Origin of the sequence: Cohnella sp. LGH, from assembly GCF_017671885.1 — a bacterium.
GTDB lineage: Bacteria > Bacillota > Bacilli > Paenibacillales > Paenibacillaceae > Cohnella > Cohnella phaseoli.
The window spans coordinates 4,056,577-4,080,850 of sequence record NZ_CP072117.1; the positions used below are offsets into that span (position 1 = coordinate 4,056,577).

Annotated in this window: 21 protein-coding genes and 3 tRNA genes; 2 read left to right on the forward strand and 22 right to left on the reverse strand. The window is 53.3% G+C overall.

The genetic code is table 11. From position 1 onward, the window contains the following. Positions 1-2: 2 nt before the first annotated feature. The 14 genes from J4772_RS17470 to J4772_RS17535 all read right to left on the reverse strand — a co-directional run bounded on the left by J4772_RS17470 (position 3) and on the right by J4772_RS17535 (position 10,196). On the reverse strand, positions 3-467 hold the full coding sequence (locus J4772_RS17470; protein WP_246016433.1) for an NUDIX hydrolase: 465 nt from the start codon (positions 465-467) through the stop codon (positions 3-5). Positions 468-564: 97 nt separating this feature from the next. Then, positions 565-846: a hypothetical protein gene (locus J4772_RS17475; protein ID WP_116059357.1), complete on the reverse strand. Its 282-nt coding sequence runs from the start codon at positions 844-846 to the stop codon at positions 565-567. Continuing rightward, a complete protein-coding gene (locus J4772_RS17480) occupies positions 843-1,382 on the reverse strand; it encodes an O-acetyl-ADP-ribose deacetylase (RefSeq protein ID WP_209076396.1) in 540 nt (179 codons plus the stop codon). The genes J4772_RS17475 and J4772_RS17480 overlap by 4 nt, the downstream gene beginning before the upstream one ends. A gap of 149 nt (positions 1,383-1,531) precedes the next feature. Further along, positions 1,532-1,840, reverse strand: a complete 309-nt coding sequence (locus tag J4772_RS17485) for a hypothetical protein (protein ID WP_209076398.1) — start codon at positions 1,838-1,840, stop codon at positions 1,532-1,534. Between the two features lie 169 nt (positions 1,841-2,009). Next, a tRNA-Leu gene (locus J4772_RS17490) sits at positions 2,010-2,098 on the reverse strand. 58 nt (positions 2,099-2,156) lie between these two features. Then, positions 2,157-2,233, reverse strand: a tRNA-Ile gene (locus tag J4772_RS17495). 24 nt (positions 2,234-2,257) lie between these two features. After that, a tRNA-Met gene (locus J4772_RS17500) sits at positions 2,258-2,334 on the reverse strand. Positions 2,335-2,417: 83 nt separating this feature from the next. After that, positions 2,418-2,600 (reverse strand): YycC family protein, encoded by a 183-nt coding sequence (locus J4772_RS17505; RefSeq protein ID WP_116059330.1) that lies wholly within the window; start codon positions 2,598-2,600, stop codon positions 2,418-2,420. Between the two features lie 101 nt (positions 2,601-2,701). Further along, positions 2,702-2,866: a hypothetical protein gene (locus J4772_RS17510; RefSeq protein ID WP_181917484.1), complete on the reverse strand. Its 165-nt coding sequence runs from the start codon at positions 2,864-2,866 to the stop codon at positions 2,702-2,704. A gap of 133 nt (positions 2,867-2,999) precedes the next feature. After that, complete coding sequence (locus J4772_RS17515) at positions 3,000-4,577, reverse strand: ABC transporter substrate-binding protein (RefSeq protein WP_209076399.1); 1,578 nt, start codon at positions 4,575-4,577, stop codon at positions 3,000-3,002. Further along, a complete protein-coding gene (locus J4772_RS17520) occupies positions 4,574-5,464 on the reverse strand; it encodes an ABC transporter ATP-binding protein (RefSeq protein WP_116059328.1) in 891 nt (296 codons plus the stop codon). The genes J4772_RS17515 and J4772_RS17520 overlap by 4 nt, the downstream gene beginning before the upstream one ends. A gap of 6 nt (positions 5,465-5,470) precedes the next feature. Further along, complete coding sequence (locus J4772_RS17525; protein ID WP_116059327.1) at positions 5,471-8,317, reverse strand: ABC transporter permease; 2,847 nt, start codon at positions 8,315-8,317, stop codon at positions 5,471-5,473. Positions 8,318-8,320: 3 nt separating this feature from the next. Next, positions 8,321-9,430, reverse strand: a complete 1,110-nt coding sequence (locus tag J4772_RS17530) for an efflux RND transporter periplasmic adaptor subunit (protein ID WP_209076401.1) — start codon at positions 9,428-9,430, stop codon at positions 8,321-8,323. Further along, the gene (locus J4772_RS17535) at positions 9,390-10,196 is read right to left on the reverse strand and encodes an ABC transporter ATP-binding protein (RefSeq protein ID WP_116059326.1); all 807 of its coding nucleotides are present in this window, start codon (positions 10,194-10,196) and stop codon (positions 9,390-9,392) included. The genes J4772_RS17530 and J4772_RS17535 overlap by 41 nt, the downstream gene beginning before the upstream one ends. A gap of 235 nt (positions 10,197-10,431) precedes the next feature. Between J4772_RS17535 and J4772_RS17540 the strand changes: the two genes are divergently transcribed. Both J4772_RS17540 and nagZ read left to right on the forward strand, forming a co-directional pair. Further along, positions 10,432-12,084, forward strand: coding sequence for a glutamine--tRNA ligase/YqeY domain fusion protein (locus tag J4772_RS17540; protein WP_209076403.1), 1,653 nt, complete (start codon positions 10,432-10,434; stop codon positions 12,082-12,084). A 66-nt stretch (positions 12,085-12,150) separates the two neighbouring features. Beyond that, entirely contained in the window at positions 12,151-13,461 is a 1,311-nt protein-coding gene (gene nagZ / locus J4772_RS17545; protein WP_209076405.1) for a beta-N-acetylhexosaminidase, read from the forward strand. Positions 13,462-14,094: 633 nt separating this feature from the next. On the opposite strand, the gene J4772_RS17550 is transcribed toward nagZ, so the two are convergent. The 8 genes from J4772_RS17550 to pyrR form a co-directional block, all read right to left on the reverse strand. Then, entirely contained in the window at positions 14,095-15,210 is a 1,116-nt protein-coding gene (locus J4772_RS17550; protein ID WP_247741129.1) for an ABC transporter permease, read from the reverse strand. Position 15,211: 1 nt separating this feature from the next. Beyond that, positions 15,212-16,141: an ABC transporter ATP-binding protein gene (locus J4772_RS17555; protein WP_209076407.1), complete on the reverse strand. Its 930-nt coding sequence runs from the start codon at positions 16,139-16,141 to the stop codon at positions 15,212-15,214. Between the two features lie 167 nt (positions 16,142-16,308). Then, positions 16,309-16,956, reverse strand: coding sequence for an orotate phosphoribosyltransferase (gene pyrE / locus J4772_RS17560; protein WP_116059322.1), 648 nt, complete (start codon positions 16,954-16,956; stop codon positions 16,309-16,311). Then, complete coding sequence (gene pyrF, locus J4772_RS17565; protein ID WP_209077225.1) at positions 16,953-17,654, reverse strand: orotidine-5'-phosphate decarboxylase; 702 nt, start codon at positions 17,652-17,654, stop codon at positions 16,953-16,955. The genes pyrE and pyrF overlap by 4 nt, the downstream gene beginning before the upstream one ends. Before the next feature lie 117 nt (positions 17,655-17,771). Further along, complete coding sequence (carB, locus tag J4772_RS17570) at positions 17,772-20,990, reverse strand: carbamoyl-phosphate synthase large subunit (protein WP_209076409.1); 3,219 nt, start codon at positions 20,988-20,990, stop codon at positions 17,772-17,774. Beyond that, positions 20,977-22,122, reverse strand: coding sequence for a carbamoyl phosphate synthase small subunit (locus J4772_RS17575; RefSeq protein ID WP_209076411.1), 1,146 nt, complete (start codon positions 22,120-22,122; stop codon positions 20,977-20,979). The genes carB and J4772_RS17575 overlap by 14 nt, the downstream gene beginning before the upstream one ends. A gap of 12 nt (positions 22,123-22,134) precedes the next feature. After that, positions 22,135-23,439 carry a dihydroorotase gene (locus tag J4772_RS17580; RefSeq protein WP_209076413.1) on the reverse strand — a complete coding sequence of 435 codons (1,305 nt, stop codon included), beginning with the start codon at positions 23,437-23,439 and terminating at the stop codon, positions 22,135-22,137. 53 nt (positions 23,440-23,492) lie between these two features. Next, positions 23,493-24,032, reverse strand: coding sequence for a bifunctional pyr operon transcriptional regulator/uracil phosphoribosyltransferase PyrR (pyrR, locus tag J4772_RS17585; RefSeq protein WP_371822905.1), 540 nt, complete (start codon positions 24,030-24,032; stop codon positions 23,493-23,495). Between the last annotated feature and the right edge of the window lie 242 nt (positions 24,033-24,274).

Consider the following 24,274-nt stretch of genomic DNA (forward strand, 5'->3'; position numbering starts at 1 on the left):
ATTTAAGTCTCTTCCCCTTCCTTAAGCCAACAAGATGCAAGTTCTAGAATCGTCAAATCCCGTAGAAGCATGAACTTTGTTGAGTAGTCCTTGCAATGATGAATCAATTCTTGCAACTGGGTAACTGCCTCTTCGGGACTCATCCATTCCACTCGCATACCTAACTGCAACTCATCTTCACTTAAAGCCACGCTCCCCTGTCGGTCCGTTGCCTTGGCGATGTAGCAGTAAGAACGCTGCATGAAGTGATTTTTAACTTTGTGCTCATCTATATACCCAAGCTCGTGAATAATAACAGCTTTATAGCCCGTTTCTTCCCTGATCTCTCGTACGAAGGCTTCTTCTTTATTCTCGTCCTTCTCCAGGCCGCCGCCAGGCAGCTTGTAAAGATTCTCTGCTTCCAGTTCCATCATCGCGACTTGTCCATCGTTATTGATTAGGACTCCTCTGGAGGCGTGTCGGGACACTTCGTTCAAGTACCCGAGCTCCCCGCCGCAAAAGTCGCTATCTGTTATGATCTTTAACAGATACACTTTCCCACCCACATTCATTTCGAAATCGAATTCATTGAATTGTTACCGTAGCTACATCCCTGCCATTCCAGAGTTTGAAGCTATATCCTTGATGCCATAAGTGCCATGGCGCTTCCTCCGTAATAAACTTCACTTCCGCTTTAGTGTCCCACGTATCAGGTATCCACTCAACAACCTTCACGAGCACGGTCCATGCTTCTGTGATTTCTTTGCCACGAATTTCTCCTGTAATGACAACAAGATCGCGAAGCCACTCGTTCAAAGGTAGCGGTGAAGGATCAAACTCCCAACGAATTAATGCCTTTGCGCTCACAGTGTCCTTAGCCCCCCTAGATAAATATCGTAGTTCTCACGATCAAAGCAGACGAACTGTATTCGCTCGATTGTCTCATTTTTTTCTACGAACTCAACTACCGTTTTCAGTGCAACTTCAGCCGCCTTGTCCTTCGGGTATCCGTAGATTCCTGTACTGATATTCGGGAATGCTATGCTCTTGATCCCCTTTTCTACAGCCAGATTGAGCGTGTTTCTATAGCAGTTGCTAAGCTTTTCCCGTTCATTATTCTTTCCGTCATTCCATACGGGACCGACTGTATGAATGACATACTTTGCCTTTAGCTTTCCACCCGTTGTGATTACCGCGTCTCCCGTTGGACAGTTTCCCTGCGCATTCCTAATGCGAATGCATTCGTCTAAGATTTGTTTGCCGCCCGCTCGATGTATCGCTCCATCAACCCCACCACCGCCAAGCAAGCTAGTGTTAGCTGCGTTAACGATACAAGCCACTTCAGACTGTGTTATATCTCCCTGAATGATTTCAATGACTGTTGAATTCAGAAGAAACTTCATGCTCATCTCCCCTTCAGTTAGTACCGTCTAATAATTTCCGATCGAGGAATCCCTGTAATTTGCTCGATCAACTTCGGTTTGAACTTCAACGACCTCATGCTTCTTATTAGATTATCCCCGCTCAGTCCAAGCGCCGAATAATTTCCCGTTCATAAATCCGCCATTTCTTGCCTCTTCAATTCCAGAAGAAACCGCTTCCACTTCATTCGCCATTTCACCGCACCATGATGTTTGTTCTTTATCCCCTCCTGACTAAGGTGGGAAACCACATCCTTCTCAAGTTGTTCAAATGAAATCGCCGCATCGGGATACCTCTTGAAAAACAAATTGATATGAATCGTATAATCCAAGCTCGTCTGATCGCTAATCCCATTTGCTTTCTTCCACTTAATGAACCGATTCAGTGCCTCTTCCATCGTTGCAGGTGCTCTTCTTACCTTATTCATTCTTACCGCCATAACCAAAAAATCCTCCTTCGCCATCATCTGTATTTTGTGGATACAGATAGTGCGAAAAAGGATCTCACGCTATGAATCCAGTGTGTTTAGCAGAAGCAATTTCTACTGCACAGGATTCATCATTTATAGTTGATTTTGCGAATATGTACCACAGGTAAAACATCAAAAGTGGTGCCGAGAACCGGGGTCGAACCGGTACGGTAGTCACCTACCGCAGGATTTTAAGTCCTGTGCGTCTGCCAATTCCGCCATCCCGGCATGTGAGTCTCTGGCGACCAAGGACATTTGCCAAGGAGCGCTGCCCCACGAAATTTCGTGGTGGGCCTTGAGGGACTCGAACCCCCGACCAATCGGTTATGAGCCGACCGCTCTAACCAACTGAGCTAAAGGCCCCCGTAAAGGTCCAGAGAAAGGTGTTGGTTGCGGGGGCAGGATTTGAACCTGCGGCCTTCGGGTTATGAGCCCGACGAGCTACCGAGCTGCTCCACCCCGCGTCGTTAAAGCATTATACAATTTATTGGCGACAAGAAATAATATACTATAAAGATCGGCCTGCCGTCAATGCTTTTACATGTTTTTATTCACTTTTATTTTCTTCTGTTTCCAGATGCTGCTTCGATTCTCCCGCTTGAGCCTTCGCCATTTCTCCCAATTTCTGCAGCAAAATATGCTGCGGCATATGCATTAAATGCTCCAAAGGCACCTTCATGTACTCGGCCAATTTAACCGCTGTTTCCGCAGATAACGGCATTCTGCGCATCGCTGATATCCCCCTTCTCCCCATCCTACGGATTTCAGCTTAGCACAAAAGCAGGCTCTTTTCCACTATACGGCAGCTCAAACTGCACATCAGGAGCCAGATTATGGCATATAACGAACGCCATATTTTCCCTTCTTCGAACGGAACACTTCAATCTCCCGCGGCGCATCCAATCCGAAAACCCAGCTGTCATGCTCCATCCGTTGAACGAGACACCCGGCTTGGAATTTGCTGTCGTACAGCTTGGACCAGTATACCCATCTCATGCATCTTCCTCCGCTTCTGTCGGAATGTGGATGCTCCTAGCATGTGCGGCTTTGGTCGATTTGAATCCATTCCCCTCAAAAATTTAAAGCAAACGCCCCATCCTAACGGACGGAGCGCCTGCACTATACCATATTAGTTGACGATAACCGCTTCTCCTGCTGCTTCCATAAGCGCTCTTTTCTCTGGGGAGATGCCTCCGCCGTTAATGTCTTGGATACCGTTGAACGCGTCATCGATATTCCCTTTCGGGTTGTTCTTGATCTTCTGCAGCAAGTCATTGCCCTTCTCTTGCCACAAGGCCAGAGCGTCCTTCGCGGATTTGTTACCCTGCATCACTTGCATGAATAGCATCGAGCCCATCTCATTAATCAAGTTGAGGTTCGGTTTTTCTCTCAGAAGCTCCTGATCCTTGATCGAGGAGTGGAAGTATTGCGATGGGGAAGGCTTCATTTTCGTAAATGCGTCAATATTATAGCTCATTCCGTCGCGTACCTTCACAAACTCTTTGCGTGCGGACAGCTCGTAGGTGCTGCGGGACTTCAGCTTTGCCCATTCTTTGCCGTTCATAAACTTGATAAATTCCCATGCGTCGTCAGTATTCGCTGCATTAGCGTTGACGCCCGCAAGCTGACTCAAACTAATATTGCCTCCAAAGCCTTCCATGCCAATGTGGAACGGTATGGTCACGACATCCCAATCCAGCTTCTCCATTTTCAATTTCTCGCTGTTATCGTTCATTTGCTGGATTTGGTTGATCAGACCGTAATCGCCGATCGTCATAGCGGATTTACCGGTAAGGAACAGTTGCCCTTGGAACGGATTGTATCTGTAATCTTCTCCTTGGGGCTGCTCATAATTCATGTCGTCCTGACTAGGCGTTACGCGGTCTTTCTTCAGTTGGGCTACTGTCTCCCAGAGAGTCTGCCATTGCGGCGTATTGACCGTCATCGTTTCGCCCTTATCGTCGTACATTCTCAGTTGGAGAGGAGCAGCGAAGTTTTGGAAATCCCAGAAGTTGTCGCCCGCACCCCATTGGTTAAACGTGAATCCGAAAACGGAATCCTTGCCTTCTCCCGACTTCATACGCTTAGCCAGGTTAAACACATCGTCCCAGCTCATGCCGTCTTGCGGGAATTCGACTCCCCGAGCCGTAAACAGCTTTTTATTGTAATACAGAGCCGAAGATTGGAATGTAGGCGTCAGGGCGTACAAGAAACCGTCGCCTTGTTCTTTGATCCCGTCAATGACGGTCGGCACGAATTCGGTAAGGTCCATTTTATCTTCTTTCAGCATCGGATCGAGCTGTTTCAATAGGTTTTCATTCACCAGTTGCCCCAGCATGCTTATATCGTTAATGATCATGACGTCAACCGGATTGCTGCCTGTCATAATGGCCTTGAGCTTCGCCATTTGATCGACTGGCTCCTGTTGCTTCGATTGGTCCTCGAATTGCATCTCCGAATAATCGATCGCGGGAACAACCTCGATATCGATGTTGGAGTGGGTAAATTCGAACATATCGGTGAATTGCTGGCGGAACCAGCTTTCATCCGATTTGCTGCCATACATCGTGCCGATGCGCAGAGTGCGGCGATTGTCCGGGTCGTTCGCGCTTCCGCCCGAGTTACACGCAGCCAAAGTAGGGATAAGTAAGGATAAGGTCATTCCGGTAAGCACCCATTTGCGGGTTTTTCCTGCCTGTTTGTTCATTTTGATTCTTCCTCCTCCAAGGATTTCGGTTTAGTAATGACAATCTTGTCTCCGTCGAACTCCATCGTTGCTTTGTCACCGATCGAGAGAGCGGACAAGTATTCTTTCGGGACTTGCAGGCGGCCGACCCGGTCCACGACAACGAACGCTTCGTGCGCTTCTTCCGGCGTCTTACCGCCCGATAACGGTGCGGAATGATCGAGGTTCGGATTCCTCTTAATAAACTCTGTACTCGTCAGTCCATCGCGAATCGCGACCACCCGGTCCACCTTGCTCGCCAGCGACAAGTCGTGAGTAACGATTACGATCGTCAGGCCAAGCTCCCGATTAAATTTACGAAAAATATCCATGATGATGTCCGATGTCCGAGAATCTACCGAGCCCGTCGGTTCGTCGGCCAGTAGAAGCTGCGGCCGATTCGCCAACGAGATGGCAATCGCCACCCTTTGTTGCTCTCCCCCGGACAGCTGCTGAAGCTTGTTATGCATCCGGTCCTTCAAGCCGACCCATTCGAGCAGCTGTTTGGCGTAAGCCCGATCCAGCTTGCCGGAAAACATCATCGGCATCTCTACGTTCTCGATGGCGCTCAAGAACGGCAGTAGATTGCGGGCATTGTTCTGCCAGATGAAGCCAACCGTATCCCGCTTATACTTGACAAGATCTTCGTCATTGACCTTCAGCAAGTTCCACGGCCCGACCTCCACTTGCCCCGCCGAAGGGCGGTCAAGCCCGCCCAGAATGTTCAGCAGAGTCGATTTCCCGCTTCCGCTGTTGCCGATAATCGCCATCATTTCTCCGGCTTTAACCGATAGGTTTAAGCCCTGTAGAGCAACGACCTCCAAGTCGTCGGCTTTATAAATTTTAACGAGGCCTTCGCATGTAATCATGCTTTTTTACCGCTCCTCTCCCAGCTTGACGGCTTGGTGAACCTTCAAGCGTCTAATATGCGTGATGAGAAGCGCCACGCCGATCGTCATCATGACTCCGACAACGATGTACAGCCTGTTCGTATCGGCAGCTTCGAACACGACGCGGAACGGCGGAACCTGGTTCGTCGAATTGTCGGTCGTCTGCAGGAACGGCAGGAATAGTAGACTCGCGAGCTTGCCAATGCCGATGCCGAGTCCGATCGACAGACCGGCCGTAAAAATCTGCTCGAGCAGCAGCATCCCCGTCAACTGCTTGCGGGAAAGCCCCATCGCGCGAAGAATACCAATCTGCACGACTCTGCGCGACAGATTAAAGAACCAGAACAAAATATAACCCGACAGAGAAACGATAATGGTCACCAGGAAGCCCAAGCTGAGAATTCCGAACACGCCGCCTCGGGCCGGGTGCTTGCTCTGCGTCGTCAATTCGGATCTCATGCTGTTGATGGAAGCAAGCTCGATGCCTTCCTTCTGCAGCACCGGAATAATATCCTGCACTTTGGCGTCGGGCTCCATTTTCAGCCATACGTCGTAAGGAATGAGCGGCACCTGATCGTAGATGTAGCCCAGATTCGCGATTAAGAACGGCGCTTGATCCGGATACAGGCTAGGCCAGTAAGGCAAGATATCCAAAATAATGAACTCGACCGTCTGCTCCTGAATAACCGTCTGAACCATATCTCCCCGTTTCAAACCGAACTTCTTGGCTACGTTGGAGGAGATAAACGCTCCCTCCGGCACTTGCCCCATCCATTCGAGATATTTGTACGGGTTGATCTGGTACATGTCTTTGCGCAGCCAACCGACACGGGCGAAATCGACGTTGTCGATGCCCATAATCGTCGCTTGACCCGCCGTCTTGCCCGAGACCGTCATGCTGCTTTTGGTTTGCAGCACGCGCGCCGCGTGCTCGACGCCCGGGAGCGTACGGAATACTTCAAATGGCGGCTCGTTATAATTAAACTTCGTTGGTGTAGGACGCTCGCCTTGGCCGCCTCCGCCGCCGCTTCCGCCACCCCCGCCGTTTCCGCCGCCTTGTTTGGTTGGCTGCTTAAACTCGGGCGTACCTTCCCATACGGTCTGGACAATGACGTCCGTTCCATATTTGTACATGATCCGCTCCTCCGAGTTCAGCCCGATCGTCCGTGCAGCCGAGGAATTGTATACCCCGAGCCCCAGCGTCAGAACAAGCAAAATCATGAGCGGGTAGTACGATTTAGACGAGCGCGAAAGCTGCGTGAGCGTTAAATAAAACGGCACCGGCAAAATTCTCTGCCACAACAAGTTAAACAACTTGAGCAGCAGCGGGAACAGCCTGAGAAATACTAGACCAGCAGCGAAAATGCTCAGCGCCGGTACAAAGAACAGAAACGGCTGCACGTTGAGTTGATCCGTCGTCATCCCCGTCTTAAAGGTGACCATCTGGCGCTCGTTGAACAGGTACCAGCCGTAACCCGCCACTCCCAGCAGCAGCACGTCGATGAACCATTTCTGCCAGAACGGCTTACGATCTCCTCTAGCCATCTGCCTCTTGTAATCGACGATTGATGTTCTCGTGAAGACGAGCGCCGGGATAACAGTCGCCGCGATCGCCACGATCACGGCTGCGACGCCGGCCAGCACGCCGTCGATCGAAAATCCGACCGGTATCGCCTTGCGGTCTACGAAATGCAAAAACCCGCTGGCCGATCCGATACTTTTGGCCATGAACCAGCCGAATAACGGACCGACAACCAGTGCAACCAAGCCCAGCAAAGCGCCTTCCAGGAGGAACAGCATAAAAATCTGCCTAGTGCTAGCTCCCCGGCTTCGCAGCACGGCGATGTCAGATCGTTGCTTCTCAAGCGCCTGCTGCGTGTTCATCGTAATAAAGTAGAATACCATGGCGATCATCGGAGCTGCGAGCGTAAACAGCATGGTCTGCAGTTGGATGCTGTCGCGGCGGAAATCGTTCAACATTTCCGCAAAGCTCAACTCCAGACGAGTGTCCTTTAGCTTCTTGTATACTTCGATGTCGATGCGGCTCAGCTTGTTGGAGAGCGGAGAAAGTTGACTCGTCTGAATCTCTCTCAGATCAAAAGCCGAGTACCAGCTGGCGATCTGAATCGGGATGCCTCGTTTGGCCGACAGATCCTCCAGCAAAACCGGATCGGCTACGTACAAATAATTCATGAGTCCTTCCAGACCTTGATACCAGTAAGGGTTGTTATCGTCCGCCGGCTTGAACGCTCCGACGATCTTAACCCGCAGCGTCTCCCCGGCAATCGAGTACAGCAGCACATCGCCGACATGGAGATCGCTGCGGAACAATGCCTCTTCCATCATGACGGCTTGAATCGTGCCGTCCGAATCCGAAGTATCCGCGAACCACTTCCCTCCAGCCATCTCGACCTGTTCCTTCAGCCCTTCGAAGGAAGCGATCGACAGCTTTCTCGTACGGCTGGCATCCACCTTCGTCGGATCTTCGGGAGAAACTTCCGAGCTGCGCAGCGTTAAGCTCCGCTGGGATACCTCCACCGGAAACCCGATGTCGCTCTTGATCTCCTCACGAATATACTGATCGACGTTACGGAAGCTTTCCAGATCGGTTTTGCCGTCCGTCGATTGGTAGCGGATCAACATCGATCCTGCGGGCAAGCCCTCGCTGTTGTCCTGCAAAGATTGCGAGACGACGCGTTTGAGCGCGCCGTCCGCATACATCGGAATGCTCGTTGTAAAAGCGACCGCAACGAACAAACCGGCAAGCGTGCTGAGCGTCATCCAGCGCGTGTTCCACATTTTGCGGAAGAGAAATCGAATCAGCGCGGTCATAGATTAACGACCTACGACTTTCTGTCCCGGTGTCAAACCATTCAAGATTTCCACATCGGTCGAGGTTTGCTGTCCGAGCTCTACGTCAACCTCGCGCTTGCTTCCGTCCGCTTCCGCTACTTGAACGTAAGTGCGCGCTCCTATCGTCCGCAGGGCGGAAAGAGGGATGACGACCGCGTTTTCCTTACGATTGATAACGACGGAGATAGACAGCGGAGTACCGCGCGTGACCTCTTTAGGCAGCTTCCCGACGTCGACCAGCAAATATTTGCTGATGCTGTCCGTTTTTTCGCCGTTGTTGCCACCATTATTGCCGCCGTTCTGATTGTCCGTCGAAGGAATAGGCATTTGCTTTATCTTGCCTTTCAGCTGCCCAACCTGGTTGATGTCGACGCGCACTTCCATGCCTACGGCGACCTTGTTTAGATCGTCCTTGGACAGCTCCGCCGCGACGACCAGGCTGTTTGGGTTCGCGATAACCGCGATCGTACCGTACGCTTTGACCGAATCGCCTTCCTGCACCGGTACCGAGACGATCGTACCCGAGAATGGGGCCGTCAGCACCGCCTTGCCGATATCCTCCTGCATGTCGACGATTTCCTGTCGAGCTTCCTCGAACTGCAAGGTAGCCATCTCGAATTCGATCGGATCCATCTCGTCTTTTTTGCGCAGCGTATTTTTCATTTCAAGCTCTTGTTTCTTAAAGGAAAGCGACCGTTGCCGAAGAGTTTTCTTCATCTCGTCGACATCGAGCTCCGCGATCGTCTGCCCTTCTTTAACCGCCTGACCGGCTTCTATGTACAGCTTCTTAATGCGTTTTCCTTCCAACGAAAAATAAACCTGCTTCTCCTGAGAGGACAAAATTTTGCCGGAGCCCGATACTTTCGTTTCCAGCGTTTTCGTCTCTACCGCATACTGAGGCTTCTCAGATATTTTCGGCAGTTGGATCGCGGAGAGATCCTCTTCCTCCGGTTCACTCGGCAGCAAGCTGCACCCCGAAATCGCCAGCGACAACGCCAGCGCGGCCATCACGCCGGCGCTTTTGCGGCTGCGGCGCACAGGCGCCTTACGGTCAATTGGCGACGAATACGCCGTCCACCATTTCATAGACATGATCTGCTACCTCCATAATCGTAGGGTCGTGCGTCGTCATGCAGAGCGAAATATTTTCGGCCGCAACGACTTCTTTGAATACCTGCATAATTTGTGCGGTCATCTGGCTATCCAGCTCCGCCGTCGGTTCGTCCGCCAGAATCAGACTCGGCTTGTGCGCGATCGCTTTGGCGATGGCCACACGCTGCTGCTCTCCCCCAGATAGCTCGAAAGGACGATGGTGCATCCTCTTGGAGAGACCGACCAGATCCAGACAGGACGTAATTCTTTCCTTCCATTGCGAACGCGGAATGTTCGCCATGCGCAGCGACAATTCGACGTTCTCGTAAGCGGACAATAAGGGCATCAAGGCGAATGCCTGAAAAATAAAGCCGATATCCTTGCGACGCACGACAGTGCGCTTGTCGTCATCCCACTTATGGAACGGACGGTCTTTGAAAAAGATTTCCCCCTTCGTCGGCGTATCCAGCCCGCCCATCAAATTCATCAGCGTTGTTTTGCCCGAACCCGAGCGTCCTCTTAGCATGACGAGTTGGGATGGGTAAAGGTTCAGGTTGATTCCTTTAAGTACCCTGATTTTCTGGCTGCCGACGTCGAAGGATCTCTCTACGTTGCGTACGGACAACAACGGTCCGTCCGCACTCGGGCGCTCTTGTACCGCTATCGCGGCTTCCGGCTTCTTCGCCTTCTCGAGCGACTTCGCCAAATCCTCTCCCTGTTCGCCTGACTTCTCAGCCGCGGACCTTCGGCCTAGCCATGACAGCATTCAACTTCCTCCCTTGCCAATCTCTTCATTGATTATAACGAGATGTCTATCTGAAAAGTTACTGAAAAAATTAAATCTTTATCATTTTTTTAGGAGAAAAAAATCGTTCATCCCCGTTCGATCAAACGACGAGACCCGACATTTTTCCGTTTTTTCGCTTAACCCTTTATAAGACGCCGCATTTTTGTGTATTATTAGAGGATATAACGATTTATTGCGAGGAAGGTTGGTCACCTTGGAAACTAAGACGTCGTCATCGAACTTTATTAGAAACATCGTATCCGAAGATCTTGCTTCGGGAAAAGTAAAAGAGATCGTCACCCGCTTCCCTCCCGAGCCTAACGGGTATTTGCACATCGGGCATGCCAAATCCATCTGTCTGAACTTCGAGCTCGCCGACGAGTTCAAAGGAAGAACGAATCTGCGCTTCGACGACACGAACCCGGTTAAGGAAGACGTGGAGTACGTAGAATCGATCAAAAAGGACGTCGAATGGCTCGGCTTCAAATGGGACGGGTTGTTTTTCGCTTCGAACTACTTCGGGGAAATGTACGAGCGCGCCGGACTGTTGATTCGCAAGGGCTTGGCCTATGTGGACGACCAGACTGCGGATCAAATTCGCGAGACCAGAGGTACGCTCACTTCTCCCGGTCAAGAGAGCCCCTACCGGAATCGGTCCGTCGAAGAAAATCTCGATTTGTTCCGCCGAATGAAGGAAGGCGAGTTCGCCGACGGGGAAAAGGTGCTGCGCGCCAAGATCGACATGGCTTCTCCGAACGTCAACCTGCGCGATCCCATTTTATATCGCGTTGTGCATGCTCATCACCACAATACGGGCGACGCCTGGTGCATCTACCCGATGTACGCTTTTGCGCACCCGTTGGAGGATGCGATTGAGGGCGTAACCCACTCGATCTGTACGCTGGAGTTCGAAGATCAGCGCCCGTTCTACGATTGGGTCGTCCGCGAATGCGAAATGCCATGGACACCGCATCAATACGAGTTTGCTCGGCTCAATCTCACCAATACGGTCATGAGCAAAAGGAAACTTAAACTGCTCGTGGACGAGAAAAAGGTGGACGGCTGGGACGATCCCCGTATGCCGACCATTTCGGGTCTTCGCCGCAAGGGGTATACACCCGAAGCGATTCGCGCTTTCTGCCGCGAAATCGGCGTAGCCAAGAGCTACGGCGTTGTGGATGAGCGAATGCTGGAGCATTTTATCCGCGAGGATCTGAAGCTCAAGGCGCTGCGGACGATGGCCGTTCTGGACCCGCTCAAAGTCGTCATCACGAATTATCCCGAAGGCGAGACGGAATGGCTCGACGCCGAGAATAACCCGGAGAACCCGGAGATGGGCCATCGCAAAATTCCGTTCTCAAGAGAAATTTACATTGAGCGGGACGATTACATGGACAACCCGCCGCCAAAGTATTTCCGCCTGTTCCCGGGCAACGAAGTGCGCCTTAAGCACGCGTACTTCATTAAATGCGAGGAAGTCGTGCACGACGCGGACGGCAACGTTGTCGAGCTTCGCTGCACGTACGATCCCGAGACCAAAAGCGGTTCCGGCTTTGCCGGACGCAAAGTAAAAGGAACGCTCCATTGGGTCGAAGCATCGCAAGCGGTACCGGCGGAATTCCGGCTATACGAGCCGCTAATCTCCGATGAATCCGAAGATGAGGGCCAGTCGTTCCTCGATCATCTTAACCCGGACTCCCTTCAAGTGTTGAAGGGCTTCGTGGAGGCCGAAATGAAAGAGGCGGCCGGCGGCGACAAGTTCCAATTTTTCCGCCATGGCTACTTTAACGTCGATCCGAAGGACTCCACGCCGGAGCTTCCCGTCTTTAACCGCATCGTCTCTTTAAAAAGCTCATTCTCTATCTAAAATAACTGCGCTCCCGCGCCTCTTCTATAGAGACGCGGGAGCCTTTTGCTAAAGGAGTGTCGTGTGATGAAGCACGGTTTTGCGAAAATAAAGACGACGTTCGGAATCGGAGCGCTCATTCTAATTTTATGCAGCTGCTCGAATGCCTCCTCGCCTGGGGCACCTTCCGTCTCGCCTAGTTCGCCAATCTCTTCCCCTCCCGTTACGTCCGTCCCCTCTCCCTCAGGTTCATCTCCTTCCGAGACCTCTTCATCGGAAAAGCCTCCTTCTTCCGATAAAGATGACATTTCTCGTCTTCTCGAATCCATGACGCTTGAGCAAAAAGTCGGACAGCTTATTATCGCGGGCATTGACGGTACGAAATTCGATGAGAAGATGCAACAGTTAATAACGAATCAACAGGTCGGGGGGGTGATTCTGTACAAGGATAACTTCTCCGACCTTGAAGGTTCGGTTCGCCTCGTGAACGAATTAAAGCAGGGAAATGCCGACAATCCGCTCCCCCTCTTCATGAGCGTCGACCAGGAAGGCGGTACGGTTAGTCGCCTGCCCAAAGATTTTGCTGCCCTTCCGAACGCGATGAAGGTCGGAAAGACAGGCAAACCAGAATTGGCGGAAGAGATGGGCGGCTTGCTCTCCAAGGAGCTACGTATCATGGGCTTTAACATGGATTTCGCGCCCGTGCTGGACGTGAACAGCAATCCGAAAAATCCGGTCATCGGCAGCCGCTCGTTCGGAACCGACGCTAAGCTTGTCGCTGACATGGGCGTTGCCGCGATGCGCGGTTTACAGGCAGGAGGTACGATTGCCGTCGTCAAACATTTTCCCGGGCATGGAGACACTTCCGTCGACTCCCATTTGGAGCTGCCTACCGTCCCCAAGACAGTCGAACAATTGGAGAAGCTGGAGTGGATCCCGTTTCGGGCAGCAATCGATCAAGGAGCGGATGCCGTCATGATCGCGCACATTCTATTTCCCTCGATTGATCCCGACTCTCCCTCCTCTCTGTCCAAAGCCGTCATCACCGACCTTCTTCGCGATCGGCTCGGATACGGCGGGGTCGTTATTACCGACGACATGACAATGGGCGCTATTGCTCGCAACTACGGCATTGAAGAAGCGGCTCTACAGTCCTTTCTGGCCGGCAGCGATCTCATCCTTGTCGCCCACGGCTACGACACGGCGAGTCAAGTCTACGATAAGCTGCTCGAAGCGGCCCAATCCGGAGTAATCTCCGAAGCCCGCCTTGACGCCAGCTTACGACGAATCATCTCTCTGAAGCAGCAATACAAACTATCCGATGAATCGATCCCGATCCCGACAGCGACCGCCCTTCCTAATGAAGAAATCAAACAGTGGCTCTCTCAACTGCAATAGCTGTCCCGTATACAGTGAGCCGGCAGGACATATCCTACCGGCTCTCTTATCCCCTCTGCTCAGAATGGTGGGCCCAATCCCCTCCTTTTCGCCCCTTATAGCCACTATCCCTTCCGCTCAGAATCCTGGCCAACTCTCTCCACTTTTGCACCTTATGTCCACTATCCCTTTCGCTCAGAATTCTGGGCGCCCGCAGTCTTTATTCATATTTCCAAAAATAGATCCACCAAGCAATTCGTTTCTCAACTCGGTAATGAACTAAGTTTAAGATATCTGAGTCGTAGGGATAGCGCCAAAGCAAGTTGAATAGCCGATACCGAAAGCAACTGCTCTGAGCTATGGGGATAATGACCATAAGCAAGAAAAATTGATCGACTGAAGGCGAGAAGCCTGAGTTATGGGGATAGTGCCAATAAGCAGGAAAAATGATCGATTTCGAGCGGAGAGTCTGAGCTACGGGGATAATGGCTATAAGCTGGAGATTGAGATAGCAGCGGGCAGGCATAGAACTGAGTCAACGGGATAATGGAACAGGCTGCGAAAAAGAGAAAGAATAGAGGCCTGCAAAGCTTAATCGCAGGACGCCGGATTTGCGCCACGACCAAGCCAGCAGGCTCTAAAAAGGATAGTAAGTTAGCGAGCGTCGATTTTTGTTTTGCGGTAGATCAATACCCCGATTAAGAAAGCGACGACGCCCCAAGCGCCGAGAATGCCGATCCCGGCCCAGAAGTCGGCGGATAAAAGCCCGCTGCCATACACCATTCCGTCTCGAATTCCGTTTACGAAATAGGTTAGAGGAAGCACTTTCGATACGGGAATGAGCCACTCTGGAAACCCGCTCGTCGGGAAGAAAATGCCGCTCAAGAACATCATTAGAAAGCTGGCGATGTTAGCCATTCCCATATAAGCCTCGATAGATTTGCTGAAGGAGGAGAAGAGATAGCCCAATGCGTTAAAGGCCAGCGCTCCGATCAAGAAGGCGACGATCAATGTCGGGAAGTCCAGATGGAGCTTGGCGCCAAAGCCGAGCACTCCGATCAGAGACAAAATGATGATTTGCACAATGCCTAAAATGAAACGCACCATCATTCCACCTACTCCGAATAGTCCCATTTTCACCGGGGTAAGCTTTAATCTCTTAAGCAATCCTTTCCGTCTCATCTCTACCATGTCTACCATGCCGAACAATCCGCCCTGCGCCACGGCGAGCGCGATCATCCCTGTTAACAGGAAATCGACATAACTCAAATCCTCGCTGCCGCTCGAAACGGCCGTCATTTGCACAGAGTAAGTCGGCGTGACGCCGGCTACTTGGTAATTCGTCTGCTGCACGAATTTATCCAGAATGCCCGCAATCGCTTGAGTCGTCGCGCCTTTTTCGTTTTCTTTGTTCACGATGACCTCAAGTGTAGTCGCGTTATCGCCAGGAAGAATGATGACAGCGTCTACATCTTTGTCCTTCACCCACTCGTCCGCTTGTTCGGCCGTCACCGGCTGCTCGGACTTCCACTCCAGTACAGGCACTTGCCGCAAGTAACCTTCCAGCATATTCGACGCTTCGCTTACGCTCGGCTTAACGACCGCGATTTTCGCTTTGAAATCGCTTCCGCCGCCCCCGCCAAAAATGATCATAAAAATAACCATCAGAATGATCGGAAAAAAGAGATTCCAGAACCAAACCTGCTTCTCGCGGAACATCATTTTAAGCTGTGCGCCGAATAATTTGCCAAGCTGTTTGCCGTTGCTCACCCTAGTCCCTCCACTCTTTGCCGGTAAAGGCGATAAATACGTCCTCGAGACTCATTTCGCGGATGGAAACCTGTTCGACCCGGTACCCTCTTTCCTTCGTAAAACCGAAGACTCCGTACAGGGTTTCCTCAGGACGCACCGACCATAGCTTAAGCGAAGAGCCTTCAAGCTCCGTGCGGACGACTGTAGCATCGTTCTTGGCCACCTGCTCCGTCTCCAGCGCCGCAGCCTCCCCATCCTGGAAGTGCAACCGAACCTCCCGCTCCTTCGTTAAGCTGTCAATGAGATTGGCAGGCGTGTCGAGCGTAACGATTTTGCCCTGATCGACGATACAGACGCGGTCGCTTAGCTTTTCGGCTTCTTCCATGTAGTGAGTTGTCAAAATAGTCGTTTTGCCAAGCTCCTTGAGCTTCAGAACGATGTCCCAAATGTTGCGTCGAGCTTGCGGGTCCAGTCCGGTTGTCGGCTCGTCGAGAAAAATGATTTGGGGATCGCTGATCATCGCCAGGCCGATCGCCAGCCGCTGCCGTTGTCCGCCGGATAGCGATTTCACGTTTTTGCGGCGATGATCGGTCAAGTTGATCATTTCCAGCACTTCGGACGGATGTTTGGAACGAGGGTAGAACGAGGCGAACAAATCCAGGTTTTCTTCCACGGTAAGCAGATCAAACAAGGCGCTCGACTGTGGCTGTACGCCGATAATCGTTTTGATCCGATCGGCCTCCTTGTCCCACTTCATCCCGTTGATCGAGATCGACCCGCCATCGGGCGTCTGCATGCCTTCGATCATTTCCAGCGTCGTCGTTTTTCCAGCTCCGTTCGGGCCGATGATCGTGAACACCTCGCCGCTTTCGACGGAAAAGCTGATTTCCTCCACGGCCTGCACGGCGCCGAACGCTTTGCGCAGGTTCTTCACTTCCAGAATGGCCACGTTTACACTCTCCTTTTTTTGCCCAATCACATAGGATAGATCTATTGTAACTCAAGCCGCCCAAGCGATCGACGGTCCAGAGCACGCTTTGAATCTCGGTCTGGAGACGGAGTAAACGACAAAAAAGACGACTCTCGGATCAGAGAGCCGCCGCTTGTTTGACCATATTATTTTCCGAACGCTTGCGGATTTTCCCGCCATGACTGCAGCAGGCTAACGTCGGACTCGTTAATCGTGCCGCGACGCAGCGCTTCGTCTACGAGCGCCGAGTAGTTCGACAGCGTCTTTAATTCGACGCTTTCATCCTGGAAAGCTTGCTCCGCCAGAGCAAATTGATAAGTGAAGATCGCCAATACTCCCTGCACGTCTCCGCCTGCTTCCATCACAGCCAGTGCCGCTTTAAGCGAGCTACCGCCGGTGGAGATCAAGTCCTCGATGACGACGACCTTCTGCCCGTCCTTGATCAGACCTTCGATCTGATTTTGCTTGCCGTGTCCTTTGGCCTTATCGCGAATGTACGCCATCGGAAGGTTCAGCTTCTGCGCAACCCATGCAGCGTGAGGAATACCAGCCGTCGCAGTTCCGGCAATAACTTCTGTGTCCGGATAGTGCGTGCGAATGAGCGTTGCAAAGCCTTCGGCAATTGCGTCCCGAATGTCGGGATAGCTCATTGTGAGCCGATTGTCGCAGTAGATCGGGGAAATGATGCCTGATGTCCAAGTAAACGGCTCATTCGGACGAAGGGCGACAGCCCCGATGTCCAGCAGATTGCCCGCGATGACGGCCGGCAGTTGTTCGACGGAATAGTTGCTCATAATTGAGTCATCTCCTTTAATATGGTGTCCAGCGCTTCTTCCGGCTTGCTTGCTCCCGTAATAGGACGTCCGATGACCAAATAGTCGGTACCGCCCTCAAGCGCGTCACGAGGTGTCGTAATACGCGTCTGATCTCCGACTTCAGCCCAACGCGGACGGATGCCCGGCGTTACGGTAATGAAGCTCGCCCCGCAAGCCTTTTTGACCGCGGCAACCTCCAACGGCGAAGCGACAACGCCCTGCAGCCCGGCTTTGCGAGCCACCTCGGCGTAGTGGACAACGGCGTTCTCCAGATCGCCCGGGATACCGATCTCATCATTGAGAACTTGCTGGCTTGTACTCGTCAGCTGCGTCACCGCAATAACGAGCGGCGCTTGCTCGACATCGCCTGCCTGCAGCGCATCCTGCACGCCTTCCGCCGCTGCGCTCATCATCGCCAGCCCGCCCGCTCCATGCACGTTAAACAGGTCGACGCCAAGCCGAGTAATGCTCCGGGCTCCTCCGCGTACCGTGTTCGGAATGTCATGCATTTTCAAGTCGAGGAAAATGCGGAACCCCCGGCTCTTGAGCTCTTGCACGATGGCGGGACCGGCGGCGAAAAACAGCTCCATGCCGACTTTCATCCAGCAACCGAAGCCTTGCAGCCTCTCGGCCAGTTCCAGCGCCGCTTGCGCATCGGGCTTGTCCAGCGCCACCATGATCTTTCCTGCCGCTTCATTGCGGGTTAGTAACGACACTCCGATTCCTCCCTGTGATTCGACTCGGAATATAGAAGCCCGATCCCCTGACGAATCGGGGACCGGGCGACATTCATGTTAGGACTGGAACGCAGGCATCGGTTCGCTCGAGAAACGGAGCGCCTGCAGCATGTTCAGCAGGGCGCTTACCGTGTCCAGCGACGTCAGACAGACGACGCCGTTCTCGACCGCTTCGCGGCGGATACGGAATCCGTCGCGCTCCGGCGTTTTGCCCTTCGTCAGCGTATTGACGACGAACTGCGCCTCTCCGGTGCGGATCAGATCCAGAATGTTCGGCGAGCCGTCGGACAGCTTGTTGACGCGGCGAACTTTAAGTCCTGCGGCTTCAAGAGCGTCAGCCGTACCGCCAGTTGCAAGCAGCTTGTAGCCTAGGTTGTAGAAGCCCTTCAAAATTTGAATCGCTTCTTCCTTGTCCTTGTCGGCAACCGTGGCGATGATCGCACCGGAATTCGGGATTTTCATGCCCGAGCCGACCAAGCCTTTGTACAACGCCTTCGCATAGAAACGATCGCGGCCCATCACTTCACCGGTCGACTTCATCTCCGGCGTCAGCGTCGGGTCGACGCGGCGCAGCTTGGCAAAGCTGAATACCGGCACTTTGACCGAGACGAACTCGTCTTCCGGCCATAGACCTTCTTGGTAGCCAAGCTCTGTCAGCTTTTTGCCCAGAATCGCTTGCGTTGCCAGGTTAGCCATCGGAATCTTGGTCACTTTGCTCAGGAAAGGCACGGTACGGGACGAACGAGGGTTAACCTCGATCACGTACACTTGATCTTGCCATACGACGAACTGAATGTTGACGAGTCCGACCGTTTTCAGTTCCTTGGCGATCTTGATCGTAATGTCGATCGCTTGTTGTTTCACATCGTCGGACAACGATTGCGGCGGATATACCGCGATCGAGTCGCCGGAGTGGACGCCCGCGCGCTCGACGTGCTCCATGATGCCCGGGATGAGCACTGTCTCGCCGTCGCAGATCGCGTCGACTTCGATTTCTTTGCCAAGCATGTAGCGGTCGATCAGAACCGGATGCTCAGGATTGATTTTCACAGCCACTTCCATGTAGGAGAGCAGTTCATCGTCGGAGTAGACAATTTCCATCGCCCGGCCGCCAAGGACGTAAGACGGACGCACGAGCACCGGATAACCGAGCTCTTGCGCAGCGCCAACCGCTTCTTCAACGGAAGTGACCGTCGTGCCTTTCGGCTGCGGTACGCTCAGCTTGCTTAGCAGCGCTTCGAACCGCTTGCGGTCTTCCGCTTCATCGATGCTGTCCAGCGACGTGCCCAGGATGCGAACGCCGGCTTTCGCCAATGGCGCTGCCAGGTTAATCGCGGTTTGTCCGCCGAATTGTACAATGACGCCGATCGGCTTCTCCTGCTCGATGACGTTCATAACGTCTTCGAAGAAGAGCGGCTCGAAGTAGAGGCGGTCCGACGTGCTGAAGTCGGTGGACACCGTCTCCGGGTTGTTGTTGATAATGACCGCTTCGTAGCCCGCATTGCGGATTGCCCATACGGCGTGAACGGTTGAGTAGTCGAATTCGATGCCTTGTCCAATACGGATCGGACCGGAGCCGAGCACGATGATTTTTTCTTTGTCGCTCGGAAGAACTTCGTTCTCCGTCTCATAAGTGGAGTAGTAGTATGGCGTCGTCGCCTCGAACTCCGCGGCGCAAGTATCTACCATCTTATAAACCGGCGTGAAGCCTTGTTCCTTACGGTAAGTGCGGACATCCGCTTCTTTCGTATAGGCTCCGGACGGATGTCCTTCGCTTCTCAGCTCCGCGATCGCGCGGTCCGTCAATCCGTTTCTCTTCGCCTTATACAGAAGCTCCGGAGTAAGCGCAGGCGCTCTGCGGATCTCGTCTTCAAGTTGAATGATACGCTCGATCTTGTCGAGGAACCACCAGTCGATGTTGGACAAGTCCTGAATACGCTGCAGCGGCCAGCCGCGACGGAACGCTTCGGCAACAAGGAACATCCGCTCGTCGTCCGGTTTGATCAACCGGTTTTCCAGCACTTCGACGGATAGCTCTTCTGCACCCTTCAGGTAAATACGGTGCACGCCGATTTCGAGAGAGCGCACCGCTTTATGGATCGATTCCTCGAACGTGCGGCCGATCGCCATAACCTCGCCGGTCGCCTTCATCTGCGTGCCCAGCTTGCGGTTCGCGGAGGTGAACTTATCGAACGGCCAGCGCGGAATTTTCGATACGATGTAGTCCAGCGTAGGCTCGAAGCAAGCGTATGTCTGACCCGTAACCGGGTTGACGATCTCGTCAAGCGTATAGCCGATCGCAATTTTCGCCGCCATCTTAGCGATCGGATAGCCCGTTGCCTTGGAAGCAAGCGCAGAGGAGCGGCTGACGCGAGGGTTAACCTCGATGACATAGTATTGGTAGCTTTGCGGATCGAGCGCAAACTGTACATTACAGCCGCCTTCGATGTTCAGCGCGCGAATGATCTTCAACGATGCCGAGCGAAGCATTTGGTATTCGCGGTCGGACAGCGTCTGACTTGGCGCGACGACGATGCTGTCGCCGGTATGAACGCCGACCGGATCGAAGTTTTCCATGTTACAGACGACGATACAGTTATCGTTGGCGTCGCGCATAACTTCATACTCGATTTCCTTCATGCCGGCAATCGATTTCTCGATCAGACATTGGCCGATCGGGCTGTAGCGAATACCGCTGTCGACGATTTCACGCAGTTCTTCCTCGTTGGCGCAAATACCGCCGCCCGTTCCGCCCAGCGTATAAGCCGGACGAACGATGACCGGGTAGCCGATGGTCGCGGCGAAGTCTACGGCCGCTTGAACGTTCGTAACAATGTCTGACTCCGGCACCGGTTGGTCGAGCTCGCGCATGAGGGCGCGGAACAGGTCGCGGTCTTCCGCTTTTTCGATCGCCGTCAACTGCGTGCCGAGCAGCTTAACGCCTTCTTTTTCCAAGACGCCTGCTTTCGCCAGCTCAACCGCCATGTTAAGACCCGTTTGTCCGCCGAGCGTCGGCAGAAGGCCGTCCGGACGTTCTTGGCGAATGATTTGGGAGACGAATTCCAGGTTGATCGGTTCAATGTAGACTTTGTCAGCGATGTTCGTGTCAGTCATGATCGTCGCCGGGTTACTGTTAATCAGGACGACTTCGAAGCCTTCCTCTTTCAGCGCTTGGCAAGCTTGCGTGCCGGCATAGTCGAATTCCGCCGCTTGTCCGATGACAATTGGACCGGAGCCGATGACGAGCAGTTTTTTGAGCGAATTATTTTTGGGCATACAGCAGCTCTCCTCTCAGCGTCTCCGACAATTGGGCTTGACGCGGACGTTCCGGGTTGGCATTCTTGTGATCGCGGATCATTTGCAGGAACCGATCAAACAAGTAGCTGTTGTCGTAAGGTCCTGGAGCCGCCTCCGGATGGTATTGAACGGTGAAGGCCGGAAAACGTTTGTGCTTCAAGCCTTCGATCGTTTTGTCATTGTTGTTGATGTGCGTCACTTCCAGTTCGGTTCCGGCGATCGATTCGTCGACGACCGTATAGCCGTGGTTCTGGGAAGTGATGAAGCAGCGGCCGGATTCCAGCTCTTTCACCGGGTGGTTGCCGCCGCGGTGGCCGAATTTCAGCTTGCCCGTATCCGCTCCGCACGCCAGCGCAAACAGTTGGTGTCCAAGGCAAATGCCGAAGATCGGATACTCGCCGAGCAGTTGACGGATCGTTTCAACGGCGTGCGGCACGTCTTTCGGGTCCCCAGGACCGTTGGACAATTGGATGCCGTCCGGGTTCAGGCGGCGAATTTCGTCTGCCGTCGCATCCTGCGGAACAACGATTACGTCGCAGCCGCGCTGCGTCAGATCGCGCAGAATGCCGCTTTTTGCGCCGTAGTCGATCAGTACGATACGTTCTTGGTTTCCTGGGCTGGAGAAAACCGACTTGGTCGACGTTCGCGCGACTTGGTCGCGCATCAACGGAGCCGCTCCGAGACGCTCAAGCAATTCCTCTACACGCTCGCTGCCGGTGGTAATGATGCCTTTCATCGTGCCGTGCACGCGAAGAATTCTCGTCAGCATGCGAGTATCGATCTCGCTAATGCCCGGAATTTCATATTCTTTCAACAGTTGGTCGACTGTATATTGCGCTCTCCAGTTGCTCGGCACGTCCTCGTGACGACGCACGACAAAGCCGTGTACGAACGGGCGAATGCTTTCGAAATCATCGCGGTTGATGCCGTAATTGCCGATGAGCGGATAAGTCATCGTGACGATCTGGCCGCAGTACGAAGGATCGGACAGCACTTCCTGATACCCTGTAATCCCTGTATTAAACACCACTTCTCCAACGGAGCCGGCTTCGGCTCCGAAGCTTTTTCCGGTAAACAGCGTACCGTCTTCCAACAACAATCTTGCCTGCATTCCAATCACTCCTTAGCGGTTAATGCCGTTCTCTTCGGTCCAGACCACTTTGCCGCCGACCATCGTCATGCTCGGCCAGCCGTATAGCTTCCAACCCGCAAACGGGGTATTGCGACCTTTCGTCAGGAACGTCGCGGGATCAACCTCGCGCTCGTTCTCCAGATCGATCAATGTCAAGTCCGCCGGCGCTCCTTGTTCCAACGTTCCATATGGAAGGCGGAACACTCTTGCCGGATCGCTCGTCATTCTGCGCAGCAGGAAGTCGAGACTCCAACGTCCGGTGCGTACGAACTTCGTGTAAAGCAGAGGGAATGCGGTCTCGAATCCGACGATTCCGAACGGAGCGCGCTCCATTCCGCGAGCCTTCTCTTCCTCGCTATGCGGAGCATGGTCGGTGACAATAATGTCGATCGTTCCATCCTCCAGTGCCTGAATGCAGGCCTCGACGTCCTTCGGTGTCCGCAGCGGCGGATTCATTTTCCAGTTGGCGTCCATGCTGTCCGGGATATCTTCGTCCGAAAGGATCAGATGATGCGGGCACACCTCGGAAGTGACGTTTACGCCGACCGACTTGCCTAGGCGGATAAGACGAATCGATTGCTCCGTACTCACGTGGCATACATGATAGTGTACGCCAGTCGCCTCGGACAACAAAATGTCCCGGCCGACATGGATCGCTTCAGACTCGTTCGGAATGCCCTTGAGTCCGTGCTTGCGAGCGAACTCGCCTTCCGTTACCGCCGCGCCTTCCACCAACGTGTCGTCCTCGCAGTGAGCGATAATCGGCATGTCGAGCGATTTGGCAAGCGCCATTGCGTTTTTCATCATCTGCGCGTTCTGCACGCCGACGCCGTCGTCCGTAAAACCGATCGCTCCCGCTTCCTTCAGAGCAGGGAAATCCGTCAGCTCTCGGCCCAACTCATTTTTCGTGATCGCCGCATAAGGCAGCACCCGTACGACGCCTTCGGTCTTCGCCTTGTCCAGCACGAGCGAAATCGTCTCCGGCGTATCCATCACCGGCCGCGTATTCGGCATCGGCGCGATGACGGTAAAGCCGCCCTTGGCCGCCGATTCGGTACCGCTGGCGATCGTTTCTTTGTATTCAAAACCCGGCTCGCGCAAGTGAACATGCATATCGATCAACCCCGGCGAGATTAGCTTGCCCCGAGCGTCGATCGTTTCCGCCCCCGATGTGTCGGGCGCCGCTTCTCCGGTGCGCCACTCCGCGATAATCCCTTCCTCGATACGCACATGCGCGACCTCGAGTCCTCCGGCTTCCGCGCTCCATCTGCTAGCGTTAATAATCCATGTCGTCATCTGTTCACTGGCGCCTCCTCTAGCATAATTGAACTTTTAATCCTATCCTTGGTCTAGCCTTCGATCTCCGCCTCGCGTGGATGCATAATCGTAACGCAATCCGTCTCATCGACTTCGCTCAACGAAACATCGATCTTCTCCTGTCGAGACGTCGGCACGTTCTTACCGATATAGTCGGGGCGTATCGGAAGCTCGCGATGTCCTCTGTCCACCAGGACGGCCAGTTGAATCGATTGCGGCCTTCCGCAATCCATCAGCGCATCCAGCGCTGCGCGGATCGTGCGCCCGGTGTAAAGCACATCGTCGACCAAAATAATTCGCTTGTCGGTTACGAGCCGCTTCAGCTCTTCTCCCGGCCCGGCCGCGTTCGCTCTAGTCGCCGAAGGGCGATCGTCGCGATAGCGGGTAATGTCCAGTTCGCCGACCGGAATCGGCTGGCCTTCGATGTCATAAATTCTTTCGGCAACCCGTTGCGCCAAGTAGACGCCTCGGGTTCGTATCCCGATCAGCACGCAGTTCTGAATGCCCTTGTTCTTCTCGACCATCTCGTGAGCGATTCGGGTAAGCGCCCGCCGAATGGCGGATTCGTCCATGATGACGCGCGAGTCCGACAATCCGATCCCTCCTTCAAGCGAGATTTGCACATAAAAAACCTCCTTGCGCATTTGCAAGGAGGATTCAGCCAGAACAAAATATCGGCAGACAGCGGTAACGATGCTTGCCCAACTTCAGTCTAACCCGAAGATAAGCATGCTCATCGCATGTCTAGGGATATGTGTCAATTCTGCGCCACCTTGCCAGTCTCTCTGGACTGAGTTAAAGGTACCCGTTCACT